This window comes from Pseudomonas sp. FW305-96, assembly GCF_058783825.1.
The window spans coordinates 77,445-102,445 of record NZ_JBYSYW010000002.1 but is presented as its reverse complement, the minus strand read 5'-3'; the positions used below and the strand labels follow the sequence as shown (position 1 = coordinate 102,445).

The 25,001-nt window shown below is 63.9% G+C and carries 25 protein-coding genes; 6 read left to right on the top strand and 19 right to left on the bottom strand.

The features are described 5' to 3' along the window. Position 1: 1 nt before the first annotated feature. From AC3WL2_RS01840 to AC3WL2_RS01760, 17 genes are all read right to left on the bottom strand, one after another. Positions 2 to 4,339, bottom strand: coding sequence for a TipJ family phage tail tip protein (locus AC3WL2_RS01840; RefSeq protein ID WP_102681641.1), 4,338 nt, complete (start codon positions 4,337 to 4,339; stop codon positions 2 to 4). Positions 4,340 to 4,442: 103 nt separating this feature from the next. Next, positions 4,443 to 5,105: a hypothetical protein gene (locus tag AC3WL2_RS01835; RefSeq protein WP_102681640.1), complete on the bottom strand. Its 663-nt coding sequence runs from the start codon at positions 5,103 to 5,105 to the stop codon at positions 4,443 to 4,445. Continuing rightward, the gene (locus tag AC3WL2_RS01830) at positions 5,105 to 5,416 is read right to left on the bottom strand and encodes a hypothetical protein (RefSeq protein WP_102681639.1); all 312 of its coding nucleotides are present in this window, start codon (positions 5,414 to 5,416) and stop codon (positions 5,105 to 5,107) included. Before AC3WL2_RS01830 ends, AC3WL2_RS01835 begins: the two co-directional genes overlap by 1 nt. 31 nt (positions 5,417 to 5,447) lie before the next feature. Next, positions 5,448 to 6,062 (bottom strand): tail assembly protein, encoded by a 615-nt coding sequence (locus AC3WL2_RS01825; RefSeq protein ID WP_102681638.1) that lies wholly within the window; start codon positions 6,060 to 6,062, stop codon positions 5,448 to 5,450. Positions 6,063 to 6,126: 64 nt separating this feature from the next. Further along, positions 6,127 to 6,717 (bottom strand): tail assembly protein, encoded by a 591-nt coding sequence (locus tag AC3WL2_RS01820; RefSeq protein ID WP_102681637.1) that lies wholly within the window; start codon positions 6,715 to 6,717, stop codon positions 6,127 to 6,129. Positions 6,718 to 6,757: 40 nt separating this feature from the next. Next, complete coding sequence (locus AC3WL2_RS01815) at positions 6,758 to 7,522, bottom strand: C40 family peptidase (RefSeq protein ID WP_102681636.1); 765 nt, start codon at positions 7,520 to 7,522, stop codon at positions 6,758 to 6,760. A 3-nt stretch (positions 7,523 to 7,525) separates the two neighbouring features. After that, on the bottom strand, positions 7,526 to 8,263 hold the full coding sequence (locus AC3WL2_RS01810; protein WP_102681635.1) for a phage minor tail protein L: 738 nt from the start codon (positions 8,261 to 8,263) through the stop codon (positions 7,526 to 7,528). Positions 8,264 to 8,278: 15 nt separating this feature from the next. Further along, positions 8,279 to 8,611 (bottom strand): phage tail protein, encoded by a 333-nt coding sequence (locus tag AC3WL2_RS01805; RefSeq protein WP_046856814.1) that lies wholly within the window; start codon positions 8,609 to 8,611, stop codon positions 8,279 to 8,281. 16 nt (positions 8,612 to 8,627) lie between these two features. Continuing rightward, positions 8,628 to 9,893, bottom strand: coding sequence for a phage tail tape measure protein (locus AC3WL2_RS01800; RefSeq protein WP_102681634.1), 1,266 nt, complete (start codon positions 9,891 to 9,893; stop codon positions 8,628 to 8,630). A 66-nt stretch (positions 9,894 to 9,959) separates the two neighbouring features. Further along, the gene (locus AC3WL2_RS01795) at positions 9,960 to 10,214 is read right to left on the bottom strand and encodes a phage tail assembly protein T (RefSeq protein WP_102681633.1); all 255 of its coding nucleotides are present in this window, start codon (positions 10,212 to 10,214) and stop codon (positions 9,960 to 9,962) included. A 29-nt stretch (positions 10,215 to 10,243) separates the two neighbouring features. Next, entirely contained in the window at positions 10,244 to 10,594 is a 351-nt protein-coding gene (locus tag AC3WL2_RS01790; protein ID WP_046856817.1) for a phage tail assembly chaperone family protein, TAC, read from the bottom strand. A 14-nt stretch (positions 10,595 to 10,608) separates the two neighbouring features. After that, positions 10,609 to 11,100: a phage tail tube protein gene (locus AC3WL2_RS01785; RefSeq protein WP_102681632.1), complete on the bottom strand. Its 492-nt coding sequence runs from the start codon at positions 11,098 to 11,100 to the stop codon at positions 10,609 to 10,611. A gap of 84 nt (positions 11,101 to 11,184) precedes the next feature. Further along, positions 11,185 to 11,367: a hypothetical protein gene (locus AC3WL2_RS01780; protein ID WP_102681631.1), complete on the bottom strand. Its 183-nt coding sequence runs from the start codon at positions 11,365 to 11,367 to the stop codon at positions 11,185 to 11,187. A gap of 13 nt (positions 11,368 to 11,380) precedes the next feature. After that, positions 11,381 to 11,734 (bottom strand): phage holin family protein, encoded by a 354-nt coding sequence (locus tag AC3WL2_RS01775; RefSeq protein WP_102681630.1) that lies wholly within the window; start codon positions 11,732 to 11,734, stop codon positions 11,381 to 11,383. 29 nt (positions 11,735 to 11,763) lie between these two features. Further along, on the bottom strand, positions 11,764 to 12,102 hold the full coding sequence (locus AC3WL2_RS01770; RefSeq protein ID WP_102681629.1) for a hypothetical protein: 339 nt from the start codon (positions 12,100 to 12,102) through the stop codon (positions 11,764 to 11,766). Further along, positions 12,103 to 12,756, bottom strand: coding sequence for a hypothetical protein (locus tag AC3WL2_RS01765; protein WP_102681628.1), 654 nt, complete (start codon positions 12,754 to 12,756; stop codon positions 12,103 to 12,105). Between the two features lie 466 nt (positions 12,757 to 13,222). After that, positions 13,223 to 13,969 (bottom strand): LexA family transcriptional regulator, encoded by a 747-nt coding sequence (locus AC3WL2_RS01760; protein ID WP_046856822.1) that lies wholly within the window; start codon positions 13,967 to 13,969, stop codon positions 13,223 to 13,225. Positions 13,970 to 14,081: 112 nt separating this feature from the next. Between AC3WL2_RS01760 and AC3WL2_RS01755 the strand changes: the two genes are divergently transcribed. From AC3WL2_RS01755 to fdxA, 3 genes are all read left to right on the top strand, one after another. Continuing rightward, positions 14,082 to 14,285, top strand: coding sequence for a hypothetical protein (locus tag AC3WL2_RS01755; protein WP_102681627.1), 204 nt, complete (start codon positions 14,082 to 14,084; stop codon positions 14,283 to 14,285). A 121-nt stretch (positions 14,286 to 14,406) separates the two neighbouring features. Continuing rightward, entirely contained in the window at positions 14,407 to 16,980 is a 2,574-nt protein-coding gene (gene mutS / locus AC3WL2_RS01750) for a DNA mismatch repair protein MutS (protein ID WP_102681626.1), read from the top strand. A 139-nt stretch (positions 16,981 to 17,119) separates the two neighbouring features. Then, positions 17,120 to 17,443 carry a ferredoxin FdxA gene (fdxA, locus tag AC3WL2_RS01745; protein WP_023629582.1) on the top strand — a complete coding sequence of 108 codons (324 nt, stop codon included), beginning with the start codon at positions 17,120 to 17,122 and terminating at the stop codon, positions 17,441 to 17,443. Between the two features lie 431 nt (positions 17,444 to 17,874). Here the strand turns inward: fdxA and AC3WL2_RS01740 are convergent, their stop codons facing one another. Next, a complete protein-coding gene (locus AC3WL2_RS01740) occupies positions 17,875 to 18,501 on the bottom strand; it encodes a Pr6Pr family membrane protein (protein ID WP_102681625.1) in 627 nt (208 codons plus the stop codon). Next, the gene (locus AC3WL2_RS01735) at positions 18,501 to 18,722 is read right to left on the bottom strand and encodes a VF530 family protein (RefSeq protein ID WP_102681624.1); all 222 of its coding nucleotides are present in this window, start codon (positions 18,720 to 18,722) and stop codon (positions 18,501 to 18,503) included. The genes AC3WL2_RS01740 and AC3WL2_RS01735 overlap by 1 nt, the downstream gene beginning before the upstream one ends. Before the next feature lie 193 nt (positions 18,723 to 18,915). Between AC3WL2_RS01735 and AC3WL2_RS01730 the strand changes: the two genes are divergently transcribed. From AC3WL2_RS01730 to AC3WL2_RS01720, 3 genes are all read left to right on the top strand, one after another. Then, on the top strand, positions 18,916 to 20,964 hold the full coding sequence (locus AC3WL2_RS01730; RefSeq protein ID WP_102681623.1) for a TonB-dependent receptor: 2,049 nt from the start codon (positions 18,916 to 18,918) through the stop codon (positions 20,962 to 20,964). A gap of 245 nt (positions 20,965 to 21,209) precedes the next feature. Next, a complete protein-coding gene (locus AC3WL2_RS01725) occupies positions 21,210 to 22,556 on the top strand; it encodes a carbohydrate porin (protein ID WP_102681622.1) in 1,347 nt (448 codons plus the stop codon). A gap of 31 nt (positions 22,557 to 22,587) precedes the next feature. Next, on the top strand, positions 22,588 to 24,999 hold the full coding sequence (locus AC3WL2_RS01720) for a glucose/quinate/shikimate family membrane-bound PQQ-dependent dehydrogenase (protein WP_102681621.1): 2,412 nt from the start codon (positions 22,588 to 22,590) through the stop codon (positions 24,997 to 24,999). Positions 25,000 to 25,001 lie beyond the last annotated feature (2 nt).

The window sequence follows — 25,001 nt, the reverse complement described above, 5'->3', positions numbered from 1 at the left end:
ATCACCCCCAGATACCCATGCGTACACGCAGGGTGTTGTTGGCATCGAAGATCTGGATCAGCTGGTTGGTGATCACCAGGCGACCCTGGCCATCCACCGAGCCGTTGATCTCGAACGCGCCGCTCTTGTCCAGGCGCCAGCCGGTACGGCCGGCGACGTAATTGTTCGACTGGATCACGTTGCCGATCTTGGCACTGGAAATCGTGCCGTCCTGAATCAGCGCCGAGTTCATGAAGACCTGGCCGTTGTTCACCGAGAACGGCGTGAACAGCTGGCCACCGGCCTGGGTGCCGACCACCGAGAAGTTGTCGGCGCGCACCAGGAAGCGGCTCTGTTTGTCCTCAATGCCCAGCGACACGCCAGCTGCCACGTACTGGCCATCGTTGGTCACCTCCATCTTCACCGACCACATCGTCGACAGTTTCTTGTCGATCCCGACCTGGGCCTGGCTGAGCTGCTGCACCGAGGCGTTGGTCTGGCCCTGCTGCACCTGCACGGTGTCCAGCTTGCGTGCCATTGCCAGACCGTCCTCGATGCGCGCCGACTGCTCGGACCACACGCCGACAAGGGTCTGGGTGGAACCCGCCAGGTCGCTGCCGCTTCCCGCCAACGGCGGATTGACCTGGGCGTAGATACCATCCAGGCGCGTGCCTTGGGCGGTGACCTTGCCGTCGAGCTGGGTCGCCTGGGTCTGCAGGGTACTGATGGCCTTGGCCTGCCCTGCCGCCTGACCTGCCACGTCACCGACGCGACTGGTCAGGTCGCTGATGGACGACCCCTGGGCGACCAGGGTCTGGCCCTGCTGGCTGACCGTCGCACCCAGCTCGCTGATGGCACCGGCATTGGCATTGTCGGCCTGGGTGACCCGTCGCGCGACAATGTTGCACCACAGCGAGCGACCGGTACCGTTGGCCGGCTCGGTGCGGATGAGAATACGCCCCTTGACGGTGCCGGCCGGTGCCTTGACCCGCCCGCTCAGTTTGCGGAAGCCCTTGGTGCTGGCGGCCGGGAAGCTGAAAGCCGCCAGGTAGCCCAGGTTCTTGTTGTCCTTGTCGTAGAACTGCATCTGCAACTGGGCTGTCTGCCCGGCCGCCATTTCATCGGAACTGACCTCGGCCGCCAGGTCGAACTGTTCCTCCGAGCCGCAGAGAATGTTGTTGGTGGTGCCGCAGAAGCTGTTGCCATAAAAGGCGATAGCTTTGCCATAACGGGTGCCGGCCAAGTTGGCCGGGACGACAACCGCAGGCGCCGGATACAGCTTGGCGTCGAAGGTCCAGGGCTGGGCGTCGCCATCCTCGAAGTCGCCCTTGATCACCAGATTGTCCGGCTGCTGGCCCAGCGCGGCCTTGAGGCCTGTGATCGCCGAAGCCTGGCTGTCGAGCTTGCCCTGGGACTCACTGACCTTGTTGCTCAGCGTGGTCAGGGCCGCGGCGTCCGCCTTGCCCGACAAGGCGCTTTGCAAACCGGTGAGCTGGGTGTTCTGCACCGTATTGACGCCTTCGGCGGCGGTGATCTGGCTTTCCGCCTTGCTCATCCGCGCCGCCAGGCCGTTGCTGTCCTTGACCACCTGGCCGACATCCAGCCAGTAGCCGGCACTGGGCGGCGGCGTCTTGATCGGCACCGCCTTGAGGGCCTGATACAGCCCCTGGGCCTGACGCACGATATCGCCAGTGACATAGGCCTTTGCCGAGTCGTAGCTCAGCGCATTGGCGGCGCGGGCGACATCGTCCAGGCGCGTTTGTACGTCACTGTTCAGGTTCTGCAGACGCTGGTTCACCGAACCATTGCCCGTGCCATCGATCAGCTCGATACGCTCGAACAGGTGCTTGCCCAGCGCCGACTCGCTGATCTTGCCGGAGAAGTAGCGGTCATAGTCGCTCTGCTCGGCGCTGGACTGCCCACGCACGCCGATGCCCTCCGGGTACCACTTGCCGACGTTGCCGCTGCGGTCCACCAGGCGCGCCCAGAAGAACAGCTGCGCGCCGGCGGCCAGGCCCTGCAGCTCATGCTCGGCCTGCGGGTAGGCAAAGTCGCCGAGCTTTTTCGCATCGACCCGATTGGCGCTGCTGCCATACCAGATTTCCGTACGCTGGGTATCGCCTGTACCTTCGGGGAACCGCCAGTCCAGAGCGATGGCGAACACCTTGCTGGTGGCCAGCAACTGGGCCACTGCCGGTGGTGTGCCGAGTTTGCCTTTGAGCGGGGTCAGCTCGGACAGTTTCCAGATCGAAGTGATCTCGCCGACGCTGATCGAACGGACCCGCGCCAGGTAGTCACCGGCGTAGATCCCGGTGACATCGACGCTGGTGGCCCCGCTGCGCGGCAGGCTGATCCAGTTGCCGTCGTCCTTGCGCCATTCCACCTCGTAGGCCACCGCGCCGGGCACCGCTGGCCAGGCAATGGTCAGGGTGCTGACCGCCAGGCCCTGGCTGACCGCGTGGTTGCTGCTGAGGCTGACGCTGTTCGGCGGCGGCACCAGGTTGATCGGCGTGACACTGATTGGCCGTTCCTCCAGCCGCGCGCCGCTGTCGATGTGGGCAAACTTGCTCGGCTCGTACTGCACCGCGCTGATCTCGTAGACCCCTGGCTCGGGTCGCGACACGCTGGTCACGCGGTACAACGGCACGCTCAGGTCCGGCGCGTCCAGCGCCCAGACCAATTCGGCCTCGGGGGCGACGCTGTAGGCGGTGGTCAACGTCAGGCGACGACCTGCGACCGCCTCAACCGTTCGCGCCTCGCAGGTGCCGTCGGGCAGGTTGAGAATCAGGCGGTCACCCGCCTTGGCCTGGGTATCGCGGTCGAGGGTGACCTGGCGGCCACTTGCTGCGGCGATCCGGCCGCCGATAGCGCGTCCGGCCAGCAACTCGTCGGCCACCGGAATGACGAAGCCCGGCAACGGGATGCGCCCGTCCATGCCGACCCGGAAGCTGATGCCACGATCACGGGCATTGGTCGCCAGCGCCCACTTGCCACGGCGTTGAGCTTCGGATTCGCGGGTGCAGCCGATGGCGCTGATCTCGAGCGGATTGTCGCCGTAGCGGCGCTGCAACTTCTCGTCGGTGACCACCGTGACATCGGTGTCGTAGCTGTTCAACGGATTGTCGTAGCTGATCAGCGCGCGGCTGTAGCGGCTACGCTCCGAACCACTGGAATAGTTGAACTTGCCGCCGATGACATTGGCCCGGGTGTAGGCGAAGTCGAAGTCGGTGGCCCGTGGCATGTCGGCCAGACTGTACAGCTGGCCCTGGGCCCAGTAGGTCATGCCGCGGTAGATGCCGGCGATGTCGCGCAGCAGCGACCAGGCCTCGGCCTTGCTCTGCAGGTTGAGGTTGCAGATGAAGCGCGGTTCCTGGCCACCCTTGCCATCGGGCACCAGCTGGTCGCAGTACTGGGCGATGCGGTACAGCTCCCACTTGTCGACCATCCACGGCTTGATCCTGCGGCCGAGGCCGAAGCGGTCGTTGGTGCAGATACCGTACGTAACCCAGGCCGGGTTGTCGGTCCAGGCCTCCTTGAAGGTGCCGTCCCACACGCCGATATAGGCACGGGTGTCCGGATCGTAGTTGCTCGGGACCGGCCACTTGCGGCCCCGGCACTCCACGGTCACCGCCGGAATGTTGCGGAACTGCTCGGCGGAAAACTCGATGTACAGCAGCGCGGTGTTGGGGTAGCGCAGCTTGGCGTCGATCACCTCGGTCAGGCCGGCGAGTTGCATGGTGTCGGCGACTTTGTTGTTGTTCTGGTTCGGCGTCAGCCGGCGTACGCGCAAGGTCCAGCCCGTCTGGGCCGCGGGCAGGTCGATACGGCGAGTGCGTTCGTAGGTGCTGGTGGTCTTGCCGTGCACCGCATCTTTGAGCACTTCCTGGTAGGCACCACCATCGGTGGCCACCTCGATCACATACTCGATGCGATGGCCATTGATGTTCCCGGCACTGTCCATGGCCTGAAGCGCCGGCCAGGCGAAGCGCAGGCGCACCGCCGACAGGCGGGTATCGCTGATGGCATGTACCCAAGGCTTGTCGCTGCGTAACTCGATACCCTGGCTGATCTCGTTGTCCACCGAGGGGATACCGGGAATGTGCGGTTGCTCCACCGAGCCTGTGCGCCACTCCCACTTCACGCCAGGGAAGTTGTAATTGCCCTGCTCATCCATCAACGGCGTGCCGTCGAGGTATATGTCGCGGGGCGTCGGCGTGCCAGCGAACTCACCTTCACCGATGGCCAGGAGCATTTTGGCGACTGCGACCGAGCGCAGGCTGTCCGGCGCCTCGATCGGCGTCTTGGGCTTCTTCTGACCACCTTTGCGGCCGGTGATCACGGGTCTGTTGGTTTCGCCCATGTATTCCTCCAGGCGTAAAAAAACCGCCTCAAGGGCGGTTGGCTGAATGGGGTTGCGCCGCAAAGGGCCACGGCCTGAGGCGCGGGCCATGCTCGGCGGATGTTCAATAGCCGGTGACGTCGATAATCATCAGCGTGGGTGCTGGCATTTTGGGTGACGGCGATATCATCTCTCCAGCGGTCGGCCCGGTTACCAGCCAGCCCTCCACCACCCCCGTCTGTGGCCCCAGCATTACGCCGGTGCCTCGCAGAATCATCCAGGGCACCCCGCCAAGGCTGGCTGGGGTCATTTGCTTGGGAGAGTGCCCTATCCCCGCGGCATACCGGCGCGCTGCGGTGGGCCAGGGCCGGCGCGTGCCGATGGCTGCGTTGGGCACTACATCGACGATCCTCAGCAACTGGCTGTCCGAGTCGAATGCGAGCGCTCCTTGTTCATCGAACAACTGGAACCCGGAGCGTGAAGAGGCCGGTACCTGCTCGCTGAAGCCGAAGATTTCCACCGGCGCCGGAGTCGATACGCGAAAACGCCAGACGTTGCCTGTCCGCGCCTCGAAGATGATCGACATGGCAGTTGCCGAGTTGAAAAATACCGAGCGGGTAGGTTCCGGGATGGCGACATCGAAGTAATAGGAGGTTCCCGCAAGCGGGCTGGTCATCGCGGTGAAGGGGCCACTGTAAGTCGTACGAAATGACAGCATCGACGTGCGTACCTGGGAGGTCAGTTGCCATCCTCCATCATCCCTGAAGACGGACAGGCCGACGGTCATCAGAACACCCCCACGCTGATACGCATGCTTCGTCGGGGCAGATAGTTACGCCCAAACTTGAAGTCGACGAACACCCAGCTCACGACCCCCTGCGCATAACTGACCTGGGGTAGCACATACAACGTCCTACTGCCCAGATCGAAGGAGGTCTCCTCCTGAAACAGAAACACGCTGCCCAGCTCAGTATTGGCGATGGCACGCGCCCCATTGTCGGTTGTGCTTTCGAAGACATCGATAATCTTGCCCACACGCATCGAACCGTCCAGCATCAGCGTGCCATGGGCATCCCATGTTTGAAGACCCTGGTTCATGTTCGCTCACCTGTACACTTTGCTGCCGCCCTCATGCGCGGTCCTCGGCATAGATCGCCGCGCTGATGATGGCGCCGCCCCATCGCCGCTTGCCCACGCACAGCGGCACCGGGTTGCCAGACGCCGTGGTGTTGCGCGCCGCGCCAAAGGCGTAGCCGGGGGTATTCTCCGGCGCTTGGCTCATGCTCAGCCCTTTGGGCTGCGGGCTGAGCAGCTGCATCACGCCGCCAAGCGCCATCGCCGCGCCCATGTGGGCGACGAACCCGGCGGTTCCCTCCGAAGCGAAGGCGGCGCCGACACCACCGCTATAGATGGCGGCTGCGGCAATCATGACGATACCGACGATGGTCTGCAGGGTGCCCGCCCGCTTGCTGCCGATGACCACCGGCACAATGCGGATTTCTTCCCGAGCCTGGAAACCCAGCTCTGACTCGCCGACATTGCGGCGGTCGTTGAACACGGCAAACTCCAGGCCACGCGAGCGGGCATTGGCGAGAAAGCGCTCGAAACCAGGCACCAGCACGCACAGGGCCTTGATCGCCTCGCGCGGTGTGTTCACCGCCAGTTCGAAGGTCTTGCCGAACTGGCGCAATTGGCCACCGAGTCTGACGCGGGTCAACGGCGAATCAATGGTGGTTGCTGACATGGCAACTCCTTCTGCGAAAAGCGGCTGCCCGGGGCAGCCGTATTGACCGAGCCATGCCCTGGCCTCACAGGCGATCCTCGGCGTAGATGGCGGCGCTGACGATCGCCCCGCCCCAACGACGCTTACCGATGCACAGCGGCACCGGGAGGCCGGTGGTGACGGTGTTGCGGGCATTGCCAAAGGCATAGCCCGGCGTGTTCGAAGGGCTGGCGCTGAGCTTGAGGCCCTTGGGCTGTGGGCTGAGCATCTGCATCACGCCGCCGGCCATGAGGCCGGCGCCCATCTGCACCGCCCAGGTCTGCCCGAAGTACATCCCGCCGACGATCATCACCGCCCCGACGATGGTCTGCAGGATGCCGCCACGCTTGCTGCCGGCCAGTACCGGAACGATACGGAGCTCGCTGGTGCCGCCCAGCGCGAAGGCATTGCTGTCGACGTTGCGGCGATTGCGGAAGATCGCGAAACGCATGCCAAGACGGTCAAGCCGGCGGATCTCCTCCTCGAAACCTTCCAGGGTGTTGCGCAGGGCCCGGAACACTTCCCAGGCCTGGCCGCTGTCCAGGCGGCGCCGGTGTTCCCGGCCAAACTTGCGTGCCAGGACACCGGACAACTTGATGGTGGTCAGGGCTGGCACATTGATCACGGATACAGCCATCTAGGGCCTCCTGTGCGAATCTGCATGAATCGAAAGCCGCTCATTCGCCAACCTCGGCATCGCGGTGGCGCAACACCAGCCGGGTGCGATCCAGCCACGGCCCACCGAACACGATCACTTCGCTGGGGCGCCCATAAAGATGGTGCAGCAGGAACGGGCCGGCACCAGTGGGCGTCCATTGCTCACCGGGCAGGCGCGGATCATTGCCCAGATAGATACCGGCATGGTTGGGGTGCGCGGTACGACCGATAGCCATGACCAGCATGTCGCCACGTCGCGGGGTGTCGACGGCGACGAAGCCGGCATCGACATAGGCCTGCTCGTACAGGCTCGGACCCTGGGCATCCTCCCACCAGCCATCCTCGCGGGCATAGGGAGCAAAAGTCAGGCCCCATTCGCGCTGATACCAGTCGGCGCATACCTGCCAGCAATCCCACAGGCCATGCACAAAGGGACGCCCCAGCAACGGGGTGTCGCCCTTGGGCAGGATCGTGCGCAGGTCGCCTTCCGGCCAGGACAGGATATGCCAAGGCAGCCCCGTGGCCTCGCACATGGCCAGATCGCGAGTGGACGGCAGGCTGCTGGCGTCAGGATGCGAATGCACCACCGCGACAACCTCCCCGAGGTCTTCCGCCGCCGCGTAGTCGTGCGGATCGATGCGGAACTCTTCGCCGGGTTCGTTGGCGGTATTGCGACAGCGTTGATAGACCAGCCGCCCGGCCCGGTCGATGACCAGCCCACAAGCTTCGCGGGGGTAGTCCTCGGCAGCATGGACGCGAATCGCCTCGAGCAGGTCAGGTGCCATGTTTCAGCTCCGGGCGATCAGCGAGACGGCCGGGAAGCCGCCGTGGGGCAGTTCGGCCGCCTCGCCGAAGCGCAGCTTGCATGAGCGCAGCCCCCCCTTGCAGCGATCCTTGGCCGGATCGTCGGTGGGACGGTCCTCGTCATCGAAACGCAGGCTGCCGGTATAGCCGCAGTTCGGGCCACGGTAGCCATTGGTCATCGCCCAATGGCAATAGGCGGTCATCTGTCGGCCTGGCAGGCCGTGGCTGTCGATCTCGCCGGGCGAGGACAGTTCCCACTGCACCTGCTCGTCGTCCTCCTGGGTCTTCTGGTCGAGAAACCAGATCTCCAAGGCCTCCTGGGTTGCATCGGCCTGGCTGTTGCCAGTCGCGAAGTTACGCGCGTCCAGGTACTGACCGAGGGTCTGGCGCACGGTCAGCTTGAACTTGAGCAGGTCCTCGAAGGCCAGGCACAACGCCGTGACCCGGCCATCGACGTTGCCGGCGGTGAACTTCGGGCGGGTGGCCCTGCCATTGCTGTTGGCACCGATGCCGTCGATCTGCACCGGCCAGGCGGCATACTCATTGCCCTGCCACCAGATCGAACGAGCCGGCAGGTCAGCCGCGTCCAGCACATCGGGTTCATGGGTGATGGCATGACCGTGAAAGCGCAGGGTATCAGCACCGAACTCGCTGCCGTCGATCTCGAACAGCACGATTTCCGCGCCCGGTTCGAGTTTCTGGATGTCATTGATCAGCGCCATGGCGGCTCTCCTCGGTCATGGGTGAAAGGCCTGCTCGAACGTCGCGCTGATGCTGTACAAGCCACCACCCTTGGCGGTGGGCTGGTAGCCCTTGCAGCGATACAGGCCCGGCTTGCCCAGTGGCGCGGTCCAGCGGAACGCGCGGCTGCCAGCGTGACGGTCGAGGAACTCGGCGATCGCGCGGATCTTGATTTCGTCGCCGATAAACACCAACGGCCAGGACTGGCTGCGGTTGTTGATCCCGTCGGCCACCGCCTGTTGGTAGCCGTCGCCGAACTGCACCGTGCGCACGCGGTACTCCACGGTCCCGGTCGGTTCGGTCTTCGGGCTCCAGGTAAAGGTTTCCATGTGATGTTCTCCTTGCTCAGCGGCCGTGAATCGCCGACCAGATCTGCCCGCCCGGCATCAGCTCGCGGGAAATCTGTTCGCTGGCGCCCTGGCGGGCGGCACCGGCATAGGCGTTGGCCAGGCGTTGGGCATTGCCCTCGCCGGCCGCGCTATTGCCGTCGCCCGCGGCCACGTTGATGGTCTGCTGGATCACCACTTCGCTGCTGTGGCTGGCGCCGGAGCCGCCGCCCAGCGCGCGAACGCCCAGCGCGCCATCGGCGCCGCGGGTCAGTGGCATGATCGCTTCAGGGCCGGCTTCGCCGAACAGCGCCATCGGCGCCAGGGTCGGCGTGGTCGCGACGCCGTTGGTGAAGGCGCCCCCCTTGGCGAAGGCGGAGCCGCCATAGGTCATACCTGAGGCGTTGAGTTGCGGGGTGAAGGTGGTGCTGGTGCCACCCACGGACATGCTGGTGGCAGTTGGCGCGGCGCCACCGCTGAACCACGAACCGACCAGGTTCATGCCGAACCCGAGCAGACTGCTCAGAGCCTTGGAGGCTGCAGTCTTGGCGGCCAGCGCGGCCATGTCGGCGATCACCGACTTGGCGAAGTCAGAGAACGACAGCTTGCCGGTAGTGGCAAAAGTCTGCACCGCATTGCCCATGCGATCGAAGACGCTGGCAAAGACCGCTTGCGATTGCGCCGCGACGTTGCCGGAGGTCTCCAGATACTCCTCCCAAGCCGCAGAGGCGCCGACCATCCAGTCGCCACGCGCCTGACTCATCATGTCGTAGTCGTTGAGTACCTGGTTGGTCATGTCGGCATGCCGGGCGCGCATGTCCTCCAGCTGCTGCTGGTAATTCGCGCCATCGGGGCCTGCGGCACCCAGCGGGTTGGCCTGCTCGAACTGAGCCCGTTCGGCGTAGTAGCCTTCGTCCACCTTGGACAGCTGGTCGGCCAACCCGCCCTGGCGCTTGCTCATGCTCATCTTCGCCACCTCGAGCTCGGCGCTGGCGTGCTGCTTGCGCAGCGCCTCGCTGTAGGGCCGCTCGGGGGCCTCCTGCACGGCCTGCTCCCAGCTCGGTGGCGCGTAGGCGGACTGGAAGCGATCCAGCGCTCTCCTCGAGATGTCCAGGCTCGAATCGGCGACCGCGCCTACGCTCTTGAGGTACTTGGTATTGAAAGCCTCGACATTCTTCTGCATCTCGCGCAGGGTGCGGTCACTGAGGGCCGAGGCCCTTGACAGTGCCCGTTCGAGGCTGGAGAGGTCGATCGTCGGGCTGAAACTGGCAAGGTTGGTTGCCATGGGCCTACTCCCTGATCATGATGAAACCCGCCGTGGCGGGTTTCGTGAAGAAGGTGGTGCCGATCATCAGCACCACTGCTGTATGGCACTCTCGAGCGACACCCCTTGGCGCCGCTCGTGAGGCATGAAATCGATCAACTCGGCAGTGCCGCCTGCTTGATGGTTGGCCTGCAGCGCCAACATGGCGATGCTGGCTTCCAGCCGGCGACCGCCGTGCAACGAGCCATGGCGCTGGATGTACTGCGCCCAGTCCCTGGCTTCTGCGTAGCTCAGCCGTTCCTTGGCTTCGCTGATCGTGCGGCCGCCGATGCCGTTGAGCACCAGCTCATGCCAGAACTCATCGGCGGCCGTCAGTTCTTTGCCGGTGTATTGCCGGTGCCATTGACTTCGTTGATGGCGTTGAGCAGCACGAAGCCCAGCGAGGGTTCGAGGTTGAACGCGTCTTCGACGCCTAACGGCTCGTCCCCCTCCTCGCCGAGGCTGATGGACGCGGCCAGGTAATGCGCGTTGCGGCTATGAGACGACGCCTGTTCAGCGAACAGACGCTCGATCACTCCGAACGAATGACGGCGCACATGCACCACCAGGGTCTGGGCCAGCATTTCCCCGGTCTGCGGATCAGGCCGGTTCCAGACCACTTCCTTGCGGACCCGCTGGCTGTCGACGATACCGCCCAGGGCCTTGAGTTGATTGATGTTCATTCAGTCCTCCGGGCTCAGGCCTTTTTCGCCCAGGTGGAGCCGCCGGTGCGCTGGATGCTCACCGAGGTGGTAACCACCGAATTGAGCGCAAAGTTGAACGGGAAGTCGGCCACGTAGCCTTCGAAGGCGAACCAGGTACGGGTGGCTGGCAGCTCGAAGCCATCGCCTTTGCTGTTGACGGTCGGCGCCACGTCCTTGCCATCGGACCAACCCACTACCCACTTGACGGTGGTACTGCCCTTGGCCTCGGACAGCTGGTGCAGGCGAATGTGGCTGGCATTGGTCGGGTCGGCGTTCAAGCCGAGGGTGGCGGTACCCGGGGTGCGCAGGCCCTTCTGGTAGGTACGCTCTGCGGCATCGAGGGTGGTGTCCTCGATCTGCTCCGCCGGCGCGCCGCCCGGCTCGAACGAGGTCACATGCTCGACTTCCAGCACGCTGAGCGGGCCAGTACCGGAAACCGGCGGAACCAGTGCATAGATCTGGGTGCCTTGGGTAAGAATCGACATAAGGGTGTTCTCCTTGAACATGATGAAAGCCGTCGCGGGGAATCCCGGACGGGCGGGTACAGCAGCTGCAAGTACGGAAAGAATTCAGGCTGGCTTGGAGCCATCTAGGTAAGGAGGGGCGTCAGGATCAGGCTCACGGCTTTTCAGATATGCCACGAGTTGCTCGTTGCTGAGCGCCAGGCGTTCGATCGACTGCCCCAGGGCCGTCTGCACCGCTGCCTGGTTGTTTAGTGCGGCGAGCAGTTGCGCCAGTTGTGTTTCGTTCATGAAAACTCCCTGCTCACGGCCGGCGATCGTCAGCGTCTACGCCTGACACCGGTTGTTCAATGCCCAGGCGGCGAGCCGCCCAGCGCTCGTAAAGGCCAATGGCGACGTCTGCGCCAGCCATGGCGGTGAGGCAGCCGAAGGCACTGGCGCTCCAGATCGACATGCCGCTGGCGTACAGAAGCATTACCGTCGACACGCCGCAGACCATGCAGGCGCCAGAGCGCAGTGCCAGGCGGCGCAGCAATGCCCAGCCACGAGCACCGGCCTTGTCGGCCCGCCACATTTCGCCTGACAGGCCGCCCAGCAATGCCAGGACGATCACCAGCCAGAGCGGCATGTCGAGCAATGCCTGTTGTTCACTTGTCAAAGTCCTGTCTCCTTGAAATAAAGCCACGCTCAACCCTCCATCGACTGGATGATCGGCACGACGGGAAGATCCTCGGCCAGGACATGCAGCATCAACGTGCTGACCAGCCGATAGGGCTGGCCGTCGCGGGTCACGGTCACCAGCAGGTCGCCGGAGACTTCATCATGTTCAACCGCCACGTCAGCCTTGCTGTCCATCTGGCTGAGCGAGTAGCCCCAGCCCACGCTCACGGGGGGGAAAGGCACCAGACCGAGGCTGCCAGTCACCCGGAAGACACCTTCACTAACCAGTGTCGAAGCCAGGAGGGCGTCGGCAGGGGTGATATCGTGGGTGCTGCCATCATTGAGCAGCGTGATGATTGCGCGCATTCAGGCCACCTTGATCGTGCCATCGTTGCCAACCTTGCAGTTGGCTGTGTTGAGGGTGGTGACGACGTTAAACGGTGCCTGCACCAGGTTGCTGGGTGGCGCAGGAGCATCGAAGACGACGGTCCAGCCCGCCTCCAGACCGTTGTCCACGGACAATGCCCCAGGGTTGGTACAACTCACGGCAAAGCGCGGCAGGTAAATGCCCATAGGCAGCTTGAAGTGCAGATTTGCCTTGCCGTTCTCGGCGTAGACGGTGATCTTCAGCCCGCCCCCAGATGCCAGGGAACCTATGTTCGGCGACGACGTATTGACCAAGGCCACCGCGGTATTGACCTGGCCCAGATAGAAGTACCAGCTCATATCGATGGTGATGGGCGAGGTATAACCGTTCACACAGCCATGCAGCCTTACCAGCGGAGCAACTCCATCCTCGGCAGGCATTTTTGTCCGCAGCGTGAAGCTGGACACGATGGTGTGTGACGCCGCCACGCCCACTTCACGGTATAGCTGGCCCACCAGTGGTGAGTAGTTCGCCTGCAACGCTCGATCCCTGATCAGCGCCAGGTTACGGTTGACCTTGTCGAAGCCGGTGCGCACCGTGTCGCCGCCGACGCCCGTGGGCGCCGCGCCCATGTTGATGATTTCGAAACTCATTTCACCTCCGTTGCGATGAATTCCGTAGGAATGAAGCTGGCGGGACGTTGGCCCGCGCATTGCCTCGGCATTCCAAAAAGCCCGCTTCGCAGGCTTTTCAGTAATGCGTTGTCGAACCGCCGGCCACGACTGGTGACGCCGCACGGTTCCGCTTCAAATTAGTGACTCCGACCGCGGCCGCCTGCCCGCCGAATAACTGATCGTGGTGCTTTACGCTGCACACCCGGGCCAGTTGCCAACCCTCTGAACAGTCGAGGCCTGTTCATCGCTGCCTGTGTAACAACCGGTTGCTGACCGGCTTGAGATACAGGTTATGCATGCATGCATATGCAGTCAATGCATTTTTAGAAATATTTATGCACAGGCATTTGCCGAAATGCATGAAGGCCTTATCGGATGCGGTGTGTAGGGCTTTTCTGAGGGCGAAAAAAAACCCGCCGAGGCGGGTTTTTATCGAGGGTCGGTATCAACGAGCGTACATGCCCCACCAGAAGACGTGGCCGAGGAGGCTGATCTGTTCTTCCTGCATCTGCTGGAAGCTGTAGTCTTCGTCAGGGTGTTCGTCGCGGTTGAAGCTGCGCAGGCGAATGCCGGTAGGCAGGCGGTACACCTGTTTGACCCGCAGCTGCCCGTTGTGGTTGATGGCATAAAGGTCGCCGTCGATGATGTCACCGATGGTGCATTTGCCGGTGTTGACCCCGACCGTGGCGCCGTCGCGCAGCACCGGCAACATGCTGTTGCCACGCACCGTCACGCACTTGGCGTGGTCGAACTGCACGCCATTGTGGCGCAGGCTGCGTTTGCCGAAGCGCAAGCGAGCATTCTCGCTTTCCTCGATGACGAATCTTCCTGATCCTGCTGCCAACTCGACCTCACGAAGAAAAGGCACGGACACCTCGTCGTCCTCGACGGGTGTTTCATCGTCCCACAGGCTGATGTCGCTCAGGGCCGCATGGCCTTGAGTGAGAGGGGCCGCGTCACGCGATTCGCCCAGTTCGACGCGGCCGCGCAACTGGTCGGTGCTCACGCCGAAGTACTCGGCGATCTTCGAGACGTGCTTGTCCGAAGGATCGACGATCTTCTCGCTGAGAATCCGCGACAGGGTGGATTGAGGCACGCCCGTGCGCCGATGCAGCTCTGTGGGGGACAGGCCGTGGCGGGCGAGCAGTTCTCTGAGTACGGAGGCTACGTTGCGTTTTTGCATAATGCGCATAATGCAACCGTAACAGCGCAAATGCAATGGCCAGGCAAGCGGAAAACAAAGGTTGCCCCTCCCCCGGGCCATCGCTATCGTCGGCATCTCTTACCATGGATCGGAAAACGGCATGGACCTTTCGCCGCGACGCCGCTGGCCCACCTACCTGCTTGTCGGCTTGATCATTGCGTTGATGGCGGCCCTGAACATCCAGGACTGGCCGTCCTTTGAACGGCCACGGCGAGTCTTTAGCCGAGGCTTCGTGATGTTCTGCGTGCTGGTGGTGATCATGGAACTGATCCTCCTCAACCAGTTCTTCGGCCACCCGGGCTGAGGCCAACGCCTGACAGCCCGCGCAGATTTGCCCCACCCATCCAACCTGCGCCCAGCGGAAAAAGCCTGTACCATTGACGGTTTCGAAATTTGCCACCAGACCACCCGCTGTAAGGCCCTGAATGTCTGATCTCTCCGCACACACCCCGATGATGCAGCAGTACTGGAAGCTGAAAAACCAGCACCCGGACCAGCTGATGTTCTACCGCATGGGCGACTTCTACGAGATCTTCTACGAAGATGCGAAGAAAGCCGCGAAACTGCTGGATATCACCCTGACCGCCCGCGGGCAGTCGGCGGGCCAGTCGATTCCCATGTGCGGGATTCCGTTCCACTCGCTCGAAGGCTACCTGGCCAAGCTGGTCAAGCTCGGCGAGTCGGTGGTGATCTGCGAGCAGATCGGCGACCCGGCCACCAGCAAGGGCCCGGTGGAGCGCCAGGTGGTGCGCATCATCACCCCGGGCACGATCAGCGATGAGGCGTTGCTCGACGAGCGTCGCGACAACCTGATTGCCGCCTTGCTCGGCGATGAGCGGCTGTTCGGCCTGGCGGTGCTGGACATCACCAGCGGCAATTTCACCGTGCAGGAGATCAAGGGCTGGGAGAACCTGCTGGCCGAGCTCGAGCGCATCAACCCGGTGGAGCTGCTGATCCCGGATGACTGGCCGCAGGGCCTGCCAGCGGAGAAGCGCCGTGGCGCCCGGCGCCGTGCCCCCTGGGACTTCGACCGTGATTCGGCACGCAAGAGCCTTTGCCAGCAGTTCGCCACCCAGGACCTCAAGGGCTTTGGCTGCGACAAGCTGACCCTGGCCATCGGCGCCGCCGGCTGCCTGCTGGGCTATGCCAAGGAAACCCAGCGCACAGCCCTGCCCCACCTGCGCAGCCTGCGCCACGAGCGCCTGGACGACACCGTCATCCTCGATGCCGCCAGCCGCCGCAACCTGGAGCTGGACATCAACCTGGCCGGTGGCCGCGACAACACCCTGCAATCGGTCATCGACCGCTGCCAGACCGCCATGGCCAGCCGCCTGCTGACCCGCTGGCTGAACCGTCCGCTGCGCGACCTGAAGGTGCTCAAGGCACGCCAGGACTCGATCCGCTGCCTGCTCGACGGCTACCGCTTCGAAAAGCTGCAGCCGCAGCTCAAGGAAATCGGCGACATCGAGCGGATCCTCGCGCGTATCGGCCTGCGTAATGCCCGCCCGCGTGACCTGGCGCGCCTGCGCGACGCCCTCGGCGCCCTGCCCGAGCTGCAGAACGCCATGGCCGAGCTGGAGGCACCCCACCTGGCGCGCCTGGCCGCGATCACCGGCACCTACCCGGAGCTGGCTGGCCTGCTGGAGCGGGCGATCATCGACAATCCGCCGGCGGTGATCCGCGACGGTGGCGTGCTCAAGACCGGCTACGACAGTGAACTGGACGAACTGCTGTCGATCAGCGAGAACGCCGGCCAGTTCCTCATCGACCTGGAAGCCCGCGAGAAGGCCCGCACGGGCCTGGCCAACCTCAAGGTCGGCTACAACCGCGTGCATGGCTATTTCATCGAGCTGCCGACCAAGCAGGCCGAACAGGCACCCGCCGACTATATCCGCCGGCAGACGCTCAAGGGCGCCGAACGTTTCATCACCCCCGAGCTGAAAACGTTCGAGGACAAGGCGCTGTCGGCCAAGAGCCGTGCCCTGGCGCGCGAGAAGATGCTCTACGATGCCTTGCTCGAAACCCTGATCGGGCACCTGGCGCCACTGCAGGACAGCGCCGCGGCGCTGGCCGAGCTGGATGTGCTGAGCAACCTGGGCGAACGCGCCCTGAACCTGGACCTGAACTGCCCAAGCTTCGTCGACGAGCCGTGCCTGCGCATCGAGCAGGGCCGCCACCCGGTGGTCGAGCAGGTGTTGACCACGCCGTTCGTGGCCAACGACCTGGGCCTGGACGACAGCACGCGCATGCTGATCATCACCGGCCCGAACATGGGCGGTAAGTCCACCTACATGCGCCAGACCGCGCTGATCGTGCTGCTGGCGCATATCGGCAGCTTCGTGCCGGCAGCCGCCTGCGAACTGTCGCCGGTGGACCGTATCTTCACCCGTATCGGCTCCAGCGACGACCTGGCCGGCGGGCGCTCGACCTTCATGGTCGAGATGAGCGAAACCGCCAACATCCTGCACAATGCCACCGACCGCAGCCTGGTGCTGATGGACGAAGTCGGCCGCGGCACCAGCACCTTCGACGGCCTGTCGCTGGCCTGGGCCGCCGCCGAGCGCCTGGCCCAGCTGCGCGCCTACACGTTGTTCGCCACCCACTACTTCGAACTGACCGTGCTGCCGGACAGCGAGCCGCTGGTGGCCAACGTGCACCTGAACGCCACCGAGCACAATGAACGCATCGTGTTCCTGCACCACGTGCTGCCGGGCCCCGCGAGCCAGAGCTACGGCCTGGCCGTGGCGCAACTGGCGGGCGTGCCGGCGGCGGTGATCCAGCGTGCCCGCGAGCATCTGGGCCGGTTGGAGACCACCAGCCTGCCCCACGAAGCGCCGCTTGCAACGCCGCACGACAATACGCCTCACGTGCCGCACCAGAGCGACCTGTTCGCCAGCCTGCCACACCCGGCCATCGAGAAGCTGGGCAAGCTGGAGCTGGACGACATGACGCCGCGCCAAGCTATCGAAATGCTATATCAACTGAAAAACCTGTTATAACGGCCCACCGCGCAAGCTGGTAGAATCCGGCGCGGTTTGCGAAGGCTGCAGGTTATTAGCCTGGTCTGCAGCCAGCACCGTGAACCGCGCTGCCCTGGAAGGAAGGGCAAGCTGCCGTCGCCTGAGGAGAGAATTAGAAATGACCTTCGTCGTCACCGACAACTGCATCAAATGCAAGTACACCGACTGCGTGGAAGTCTGTCCGGTGGACTGCTTCTACGAAGGCCCGAACTTCCTGGTGATTCACCCGGACGAATGCATCGACTGTGCGCTGTGCGAGCCTGAGTGCCCGGCCCAGGCGATTTTCTCGGAAGACGAAGTGCCGTCCGGCATGGAGAACTTCATCGAGCTGAACGCCGAGCTGGCCGAGATCTGGCCGAACATCACCGAGAAGAAAGACGCCCTGGCGGACGCCGAAGAGTGGGATGGCAAGCCTGGCAAGATCGCCGATCTGGAGCGCTGACAGCGCCCAGGTACGAAAAAGGCCCGCGAGGGCCTTTTTTCATTTTCAGCAGGCAAAAAAAAGGGGCGGTTTGACCCGCCCACATTTTTTCCGTAGTCCCTGTATGTCCCAATCATCGTCCTGATGAATCGCATCCCGCGATGTCCTTGGCCATCATCCGTGAGAGCCTGTGTCAGTCCGTAGACACAGTTCGAATACTAGCGATTCCCCGCCTTGGGACAAGCAACGAATATCTCAGGATGATTCAGGCGTAACATCTTCTGATATTTATAAAAAATATATATTTCAATTACTTGGAAAAATTACGCCACTGGAAACGACATTGATTTACTGATCCCTACAGCAATCACTTACATAACGAGTAAGCGAATGCTTACACGCGATACTACGAGGGTGGCGAAATAAACAGTTTTGCCGAGGGTGCTGCTGCCTCAGTGCCGTCCTCGCCAATGGTCCAGCCCCAGCAGCACCAGCCCGATCGCCCAGAACCCAGCCAGCACCCCTGTTGCATTCATCAGTACCTGCCCATAGCCCAGCCGCGCAACGTCGACGAACGGGTAGGGATACACCCCGATCTCATGCCCGCGCAGCAGCACGAAGGCAAAATACAGCATCGGGTACAGTGCCCAGGCTGCCAGATGCCAGAGCCGCAGCCGCCCCTTGGGCACCTCGAACCACCAGTACAGGGTGAACAACAGCGGCATCACGTCGTGCAGCAGTTCGTCCGCCAGCCATTGCCAGCCCTGGGGTTGCCACAAGTGGCGCAGTAGCAGGCTGTAGGCCAGCGCCACCAGCACGATACTGGCTGCAACGCACGAGCTGACCACAGGTGAAAGGAAGCAGCGCCTGGCCGGCGAGTCGCGGCCGAATGCGGCATGGCTGAGCACCGTGGCCACCAGCGTGTTGCTCAGCACGGTGAAATAGCAGAACAGGTTGACCATCCCGCCGACCAGGCTGGCCTGCTCCTGCCAACGTGCCAGCAGTACCAGGTACAGCTGGATCGCCAGCCCCGCCCAGCCGAGCACAGCCGCCAGGGCAAGCCAAGGCCGGCGCGGCATCAGCCTTTGCGCTGCAGCTTCACGTACAGCTGCTCGACCTTCTCCCGTGCCCATGGGGTCTTGCGCAGGAAGGTCAGACTCGACTTGATCGTCGGATCGCTCTTGAAGCAGCGGATGTCGACGCGTTCGGCCAGACCCTGCCACTGATAGTGCGCCACCAGCTCGGTGAGGATCTGTTCGAGGGTCTTGCCGTGCAGCGCGTTATGGTTGGCCGTGCTCATGCAGTGCTCCAGGTTCGGGAAGGTGCGCACCTTACACGAGTGTAGCGAGCGGGTGGAATCGAGGTTGCTTGTCCCGCCACAGGCCGGCTGAAGACGATGCAAAAACCACTGGCAAGCACGGGAAGCCTTGTGCTGAAATAGTGATGTTATATTGTAACAACACAAAGAATCTGCCAAGGAACGCCACATCCCCATGCGTCACATGCCGCTGCACCTCTCCCCCCTTGCCGTCGCGCTCTGGCTGGCCTCGACTTCCAGCCAGGCCGTGGAACTGCAACCCCAGGTGATTACCGCCAACCCATTGGGCAACGCCCAACTGGCTGCCCCGAGCACCGTCCTTGAAGGCGACAACCTGCTGCAGCAGCAACAGGGCAGCCTCGGCGAGACCCTCAACAAACAGGCTGGTGTCGCCTCCACCTGGTTCGGCCCTGGCGCCAGCCGCCCGGTAATCCGCGGCCTGGACGGTGACCGCATTCGTATCCTGCGCAACGGCGTCGGTGCCCTGGATGCCTCGTCGCTGTCCTACGACCACGCCGTGCCGCTGGACCCGGTGACCGTCGAGCGGGTCGAGATCGTCCGCGGCCCGGCCGCCCTGCTCTACGGCGGCAACGCCATCGGTGGGGTGGTCAACACCTTCGACAACCGCATCCCCGACACGCCCATCGAAGGCATCCATGGCGCGGGCGAACTGCGCTACGGCGGCGCCGACACCACGCGCAGCAGTGCCGGCAAACTGGAGGCCGGCAACGGCGCCTTCGCCCTGCACCTGGATGCCAACAGCCGCCAGTTCAACGACCTGCGTATCCCCGGCTATGCCCGCAGCTCGAAGGTGCGCGACGCCGACGAGCCCGGCAGCGAGCACCGCCTGAAGAACAGCGACGGACGCCAGGACGGCGGCGCGATCGGTGGTTCCTATCATTGGGATCACGGCTATACCGGTCTGTCCTACAGCCGCTATGACAGCAACTACGGCTCGGTAGCCGAGCCCGGCGTACGCCTGGACATGCAGCAGGACCACTACGGCTTCGCCTCGGAACTGCGCGATCTCGACGGACCATTCAGCTCGGTGAAGGTCGATGCCGGCTACACCGACTACCAGCACCGTGAGATCGAAAGCGGTGAAGTGCACACCACCTTCAAGAACAAGGGCTACGAGGCACGCATAGAGGCACGCCACCAGCCGCTGGGGCCGGTCGAGGGCGTGATCGGTGCTCAGGTCAGCCGCAACGAGTTCTCCGCACTGGGCGAGGAAGCCTTTGTCCCGCACACCGATACCGACAGCCTGGCGCTGTTCCTGCTCGAACAATGGCAGGCCAGCGAGCGCCTGAACCTGAGCCTGGGCGCGCGCATGGAACACACCCGGGTCGATCCGGATGCCAAGGGCAACGAAACCTTTGCCGGGGCCGACAGCGCCAGCAGCTTCAACGCCTTCAGCCTGTCATCGGGCGCGGTGTACCAGCTCGACCCGATCTGGTCGCTGGCCGCCAACCTCGGCTATACCGAGCGCGCGCCGACCTTCTACGAGCTGTATGCCAACGGCGCCCACGTGGCGACCGGCGCCTACGAGATCGGTGACCCGAACCTGAACAAGGAAAAGGCCATCTCCGGCGACCTGGCCCTGCGCTTCGACAACGGCACCCACAAGGGCAGCGTCGGTGTGTTCTACAGCCATTTTCGCAACTACATCGGCCTGATCGGCACCGGCAACCTGCGTGAAGGCCATGATCACGACCATGGCGACGATCATGACCACGACCATGATCACGATCACGGTGATATCCCCGAGTATGCCTACCAGGGTGTGCGCGCACGCTTCTACGGTATCGAGGCCCAGGACCGCTGGACGTTGCTGGAAAATCGCTACGGCAGCTTCGCCCTGGAACTGTCCGGCGACTACACCCGGGCCAAGAACCTCAACAGCGGCGAGCCGCTGCCGCGTATCGCACCGCTGCGCCTGAACAGCGGCCTGGTCTGGGAACTGGATCGCTGGCAAGCGCGGGTCGATGTGCAGCATGCCGCGTCGCAACGGCGCAAACCGGCCAACGAAACCGGCACCGACGGCTACACCACCCTTGGCGCAAGCCTGGGGTATCGCTTCGACATCGGCCAGAGTGAATGGCTGGCGTTCGTGCGCGGCGAGAACCTCACCGACCAGACCGTGCGCTATGCCACCTCGATCCTGCGCGATATCGCGCCGGCGCCGGGGCGTAGTGTGCAGGTTGGCTTGCGCACCTCGTTCTGACCGCATCGCGGGCAAGCCCACTCCCACGCTGGGGCGGGCTTGCCCGCGATGGGCCAGGTGACTGTTACGCCATCAGCAACAATCCCCTGCGACATTTTGTCTTTTTTTCTTACAACTTCCCCTATATCCTCCCCGCCGCAAGCTGAATCGCTTCATCGTTCCTCAATCGCAGCCATTTCCCTTCGATGCTTTCAGGCCTCGTTGCGCTTGCCGTTTCCTCAACAATCAAAAGATAGCGCTATCTCATGCTCCAGCTGCCCAATACCCGTTACTCCGGCCTCGCCCTCGCCACCCTGCTCGGTGCCCTGTCCCCTACCACCAGTGCCAGCGAAATGTTCGCCAAGGACTCGAAGTGGATGCTCGGCGACTGGGGCGGTACCCGCAGCGAACTGCTGGAGAGGGGCTATGACTTCACCCTTGGCTACACCGGCGAGATGGGCAGCAACCTGCACGGTGGCTACAGCCACGACCGCGCCGCACGCTACAGCGACCAGTTCACCTTCGGCGTGAACATGGACCTGCAGAAGATCCTCGGCTGGCACGACACCGAGGTGCAGCTGACCGTCACCGAACGCCACGGCAACAACATCAGCAACGACCGCATCAACGACCCGCGCGTCGGCGGCTTCACCTCGGCCCAGGAAGTCTGGGGCCGTGGCCAGACCTGGCGACTGACGCAGATGTGGATCAAGCAGAAATACTTCGATGGCGCGCTGGACGTGAAATTCGGCCGCTTCGGCGAAGGCGAGGACTTCAACAGCTTCCCCTGCGATTTCCAGAACCTGGCGTTCTGCGGCTCGCAGGTGGGCAACTGGGTCGGCGGCATCTGGTACAACTGGCCGGTCAGCCAGTGGGCACTGCGCGTGCGTTACAACCTGAACGAGGCGCTCTACGCCCAGGTCGGCGTGTTCGAGCAGAACCCTTCGAACCTGGAGAGCGGCAACGGCTTCAAGCTCAGCGGCAGCGGCACCCAGGGCGCGGTGATGCCGATAGAACTGGTCTGGAGCCCACGGGTCAATGGCCTGAAAGGGGAATATCGCGCCGGCTACTACTACAGTAATGCCAAGGCACAGGATGTACTCAAGGACAGCAACGGTACGCCGGCCGCCATCAGCGGCGCCGCCTATCGCAGCAGCTCGAGCAAGCACGGCCTGTGGCTCGGTGCCCAGCAGCAGGTGACTTCGCTGGCCTCCGACCAGTCCCGCGGCCTGAGCCTGTTCGCCAACGCCACGGTGCACGACAAGAAGACCAATGCCATCGACAACTATGTGCAGGCAGGTGTGGTTTACAAAGGGCCGTTCGATGCCCGCGCCAAGGACGACATCGGTTTCGCCCTGGCCCGCGTGCACGTCAACCCCGGCTATCGCAAGAACGCCCGCCTCATCAACCAGGCCAACGGCCTGGACGACTACGACAACCCCGGCTTCCTGCCCGTGCAGGACACCGAGTACAGCGCCGAACTCTATTACGGCATCCACCTGGCCGACTGGCTCACCGTACGCCCGAACCTGCAGTACATCCGCCATCCGGGCGGGGTGTCGCGGGTCGACGACGCGTTGATCGGCGGCCTGAAGATCCAGAGCAGTTTCTAACCCGACCCTTTCACACTACGGAGAACAGACGATGAGCACTGACGGTGCCAAGAATGGAACCCGCTGGCTACCGCGCCTGATGGGCGTGCTGCTGCTGCTGATGGGCCTGGCCCTGCTGGCCGGCGGCATCAAGCTGAGCCAGCTGGGCGGCTCGCTTTACTACCTGATTGCCGGTATCGGCTTCGCCCTGTCCGGCATCCTGCTGCTGGCCAAGCGTCGCATCGCCCTGGGCCTGTATGGCCTGGTACTGCTGGGCAGCACCGCCTGGGCGCTGCTGGAAGTGGGCCTTGACTGGTGGCAGTTGGTGCCTCGCCTGGCCATCTGGTTCGCCATCGGCGTGGTCCTGCTGCTGCCGTGGGCGCGCCGCCCACTGGTGGGCCCTGCATCGAAGGTCAACACTGCCCTGCTCAGCGTCGCCGTGGTCGCCTCCGGCGCCACCGCCCTGGCCAGCCAGTTCACTCACCCGGGCGAGATCCGTGGCGAGTTCACCCGCGACAACAGCGAAATGGGCAGCGCCGCCCCGGCCATGCCCGACGGTGAATGGCAGGCTTACGGCCGCACCGAGCATGGTGACCGCTACTCGCCGCTGCGCCAGATCACCCCGCAGAACGCCTACCGCCTGGAAGAGGCCTGGCGCATTCGCACCGGCGACCTGCCGACCGAGAACGACCCGGTGGAGCTGACCAACCAGAACACGCCGCTGAAGGTCAACGGCATGCTCTACGCCTGCACCGCCCACAGCCGCCTGCTGGCGCTGGACCCGGATACCGGCGCCGAGATCTGGCGCTTTGATCCGCAGGTCAAGAGCCCCACCGGCACTTTCAAGGGCTTCGCCCACATGACCTGCCGCGGCGTCTCGTACTATGACGAGAACAGCTACGTCAGCCGCGATGGCAGCCCCGCGCCGAAGATCACCGACGCAGGCCAGGCCGTGGCCCAGGCCTGCCCGCGCCGCCTCTACCTGCCTACTGCCGACGCCCGCCTGATCGCCATCAACGCCGACACCGGCAAGGTCTGCGAAGGTTTCGCCAACCAGGGCGTGATCGACCTGACCCGCGGCATCGGCCCGTTCACCGCCGGTGGCTACTACTCCACCTCGCCGGCCGCGATCACCCGCAGCCTGGTGATCATCGGTGGCCACGTCACCGACAACGAGTCGACCAACGAGCCGTCCGGCGTGATCCGCGCCTACGACGTGCACGACGGCCATCTGGTGTGGAACTGGGACAGCAACAACCCCGAAGACACCAAGCCCCTGGCCGACGGCAAGTTCTACAGCCGCAACTCGGCCAACATGTGGTCGATCGCCAGCGTCGACGAAGACCTCGGCATGATCTACCTGCCGCTGGGCAACCAGACGCCCGACCAGTGGGGCGCCGACCGCACCCCTGGCGCCGAGAAGTACAGCGCCGGCATCGTCGCCCTGGACCTGGCCACCGGCAAGGCGCGCTGGAACTACCAGTTCACCCACCATGACCTGTGGGACATGGACGTCGGCAGCCAGCCCACCCTGGTGCACCTGAAGACCGACGACGGCGTCAAGCCGGCGGTCATCGTGCCGACCAAGCAAGGCAGCCTGTACGTGCTCGACCGCCGCGACGGTACGCCGATCGTGCCGATCCGCGAGATCCCGGTCCCCCAAGGCGCGGTCAAGGGCGACCACACCGCACCGACCCAGGCCCGTTCCGACCTCAACCTGCTCGGCCCTGACCTGACCGAACAGGCCATGTGGGGCGCCACGCCGTTCGACCAGATGCTCTGCCGCATCCAGTTCCGCAGCCTGCGCTACGAAGGCCAGTACACCCCGCCGTCCGAGCAGGGCAGCCTGGTCTACCCGGGCAACGTCGGCGTGTTCAACTGGGGCAGCGTCTCGGTCGACCCGGTGCGCCAGATCCTCTTCACCTCGCCGAACTACATGGCTTTCGTGTCGAAGATGGTCCCACGCGAGCAGGTCGCCGAAGGCAGCAAGCGCGAGAGCGAAACCAGCGGCGTGCAGCCGAACACCGGTGCGCCGTACGCCGTGACCATGCATCCGTTCATGTCGCCGCTGGGCATTCCGTGCCAGGCGCCGGCCTGGGGCTACGTGGCAGCCATCGACCTGTTCACCAACAAAGTGGTGTGGAAGCACAAGAACGGCACCACCCGTGACAGCACCCCGGTACCGATCGGCATGCCGGTGGGCGTGCCAAGCATGGGGGGCTCGATCGTCACTGCCGGCGGTGTCGGCTTCCTCAGCGGCACCCTGGACCAGTACCTGCGCGCCTACGACGTGAAGAACGGCCAGGAGCTGTGGAAGGCTCGCCTGCCGGCAGGCGGCCAGGCCACGCCGATGAGCTACACCGGCAAGGATGGCAAGCAGTACGTGCTGGTGACTGCAGGCGGCCATGGCTCGCTCGGCACGAAAATGGGCGACTACATCATCGCTTACAAATTGGCTGAGTAAGC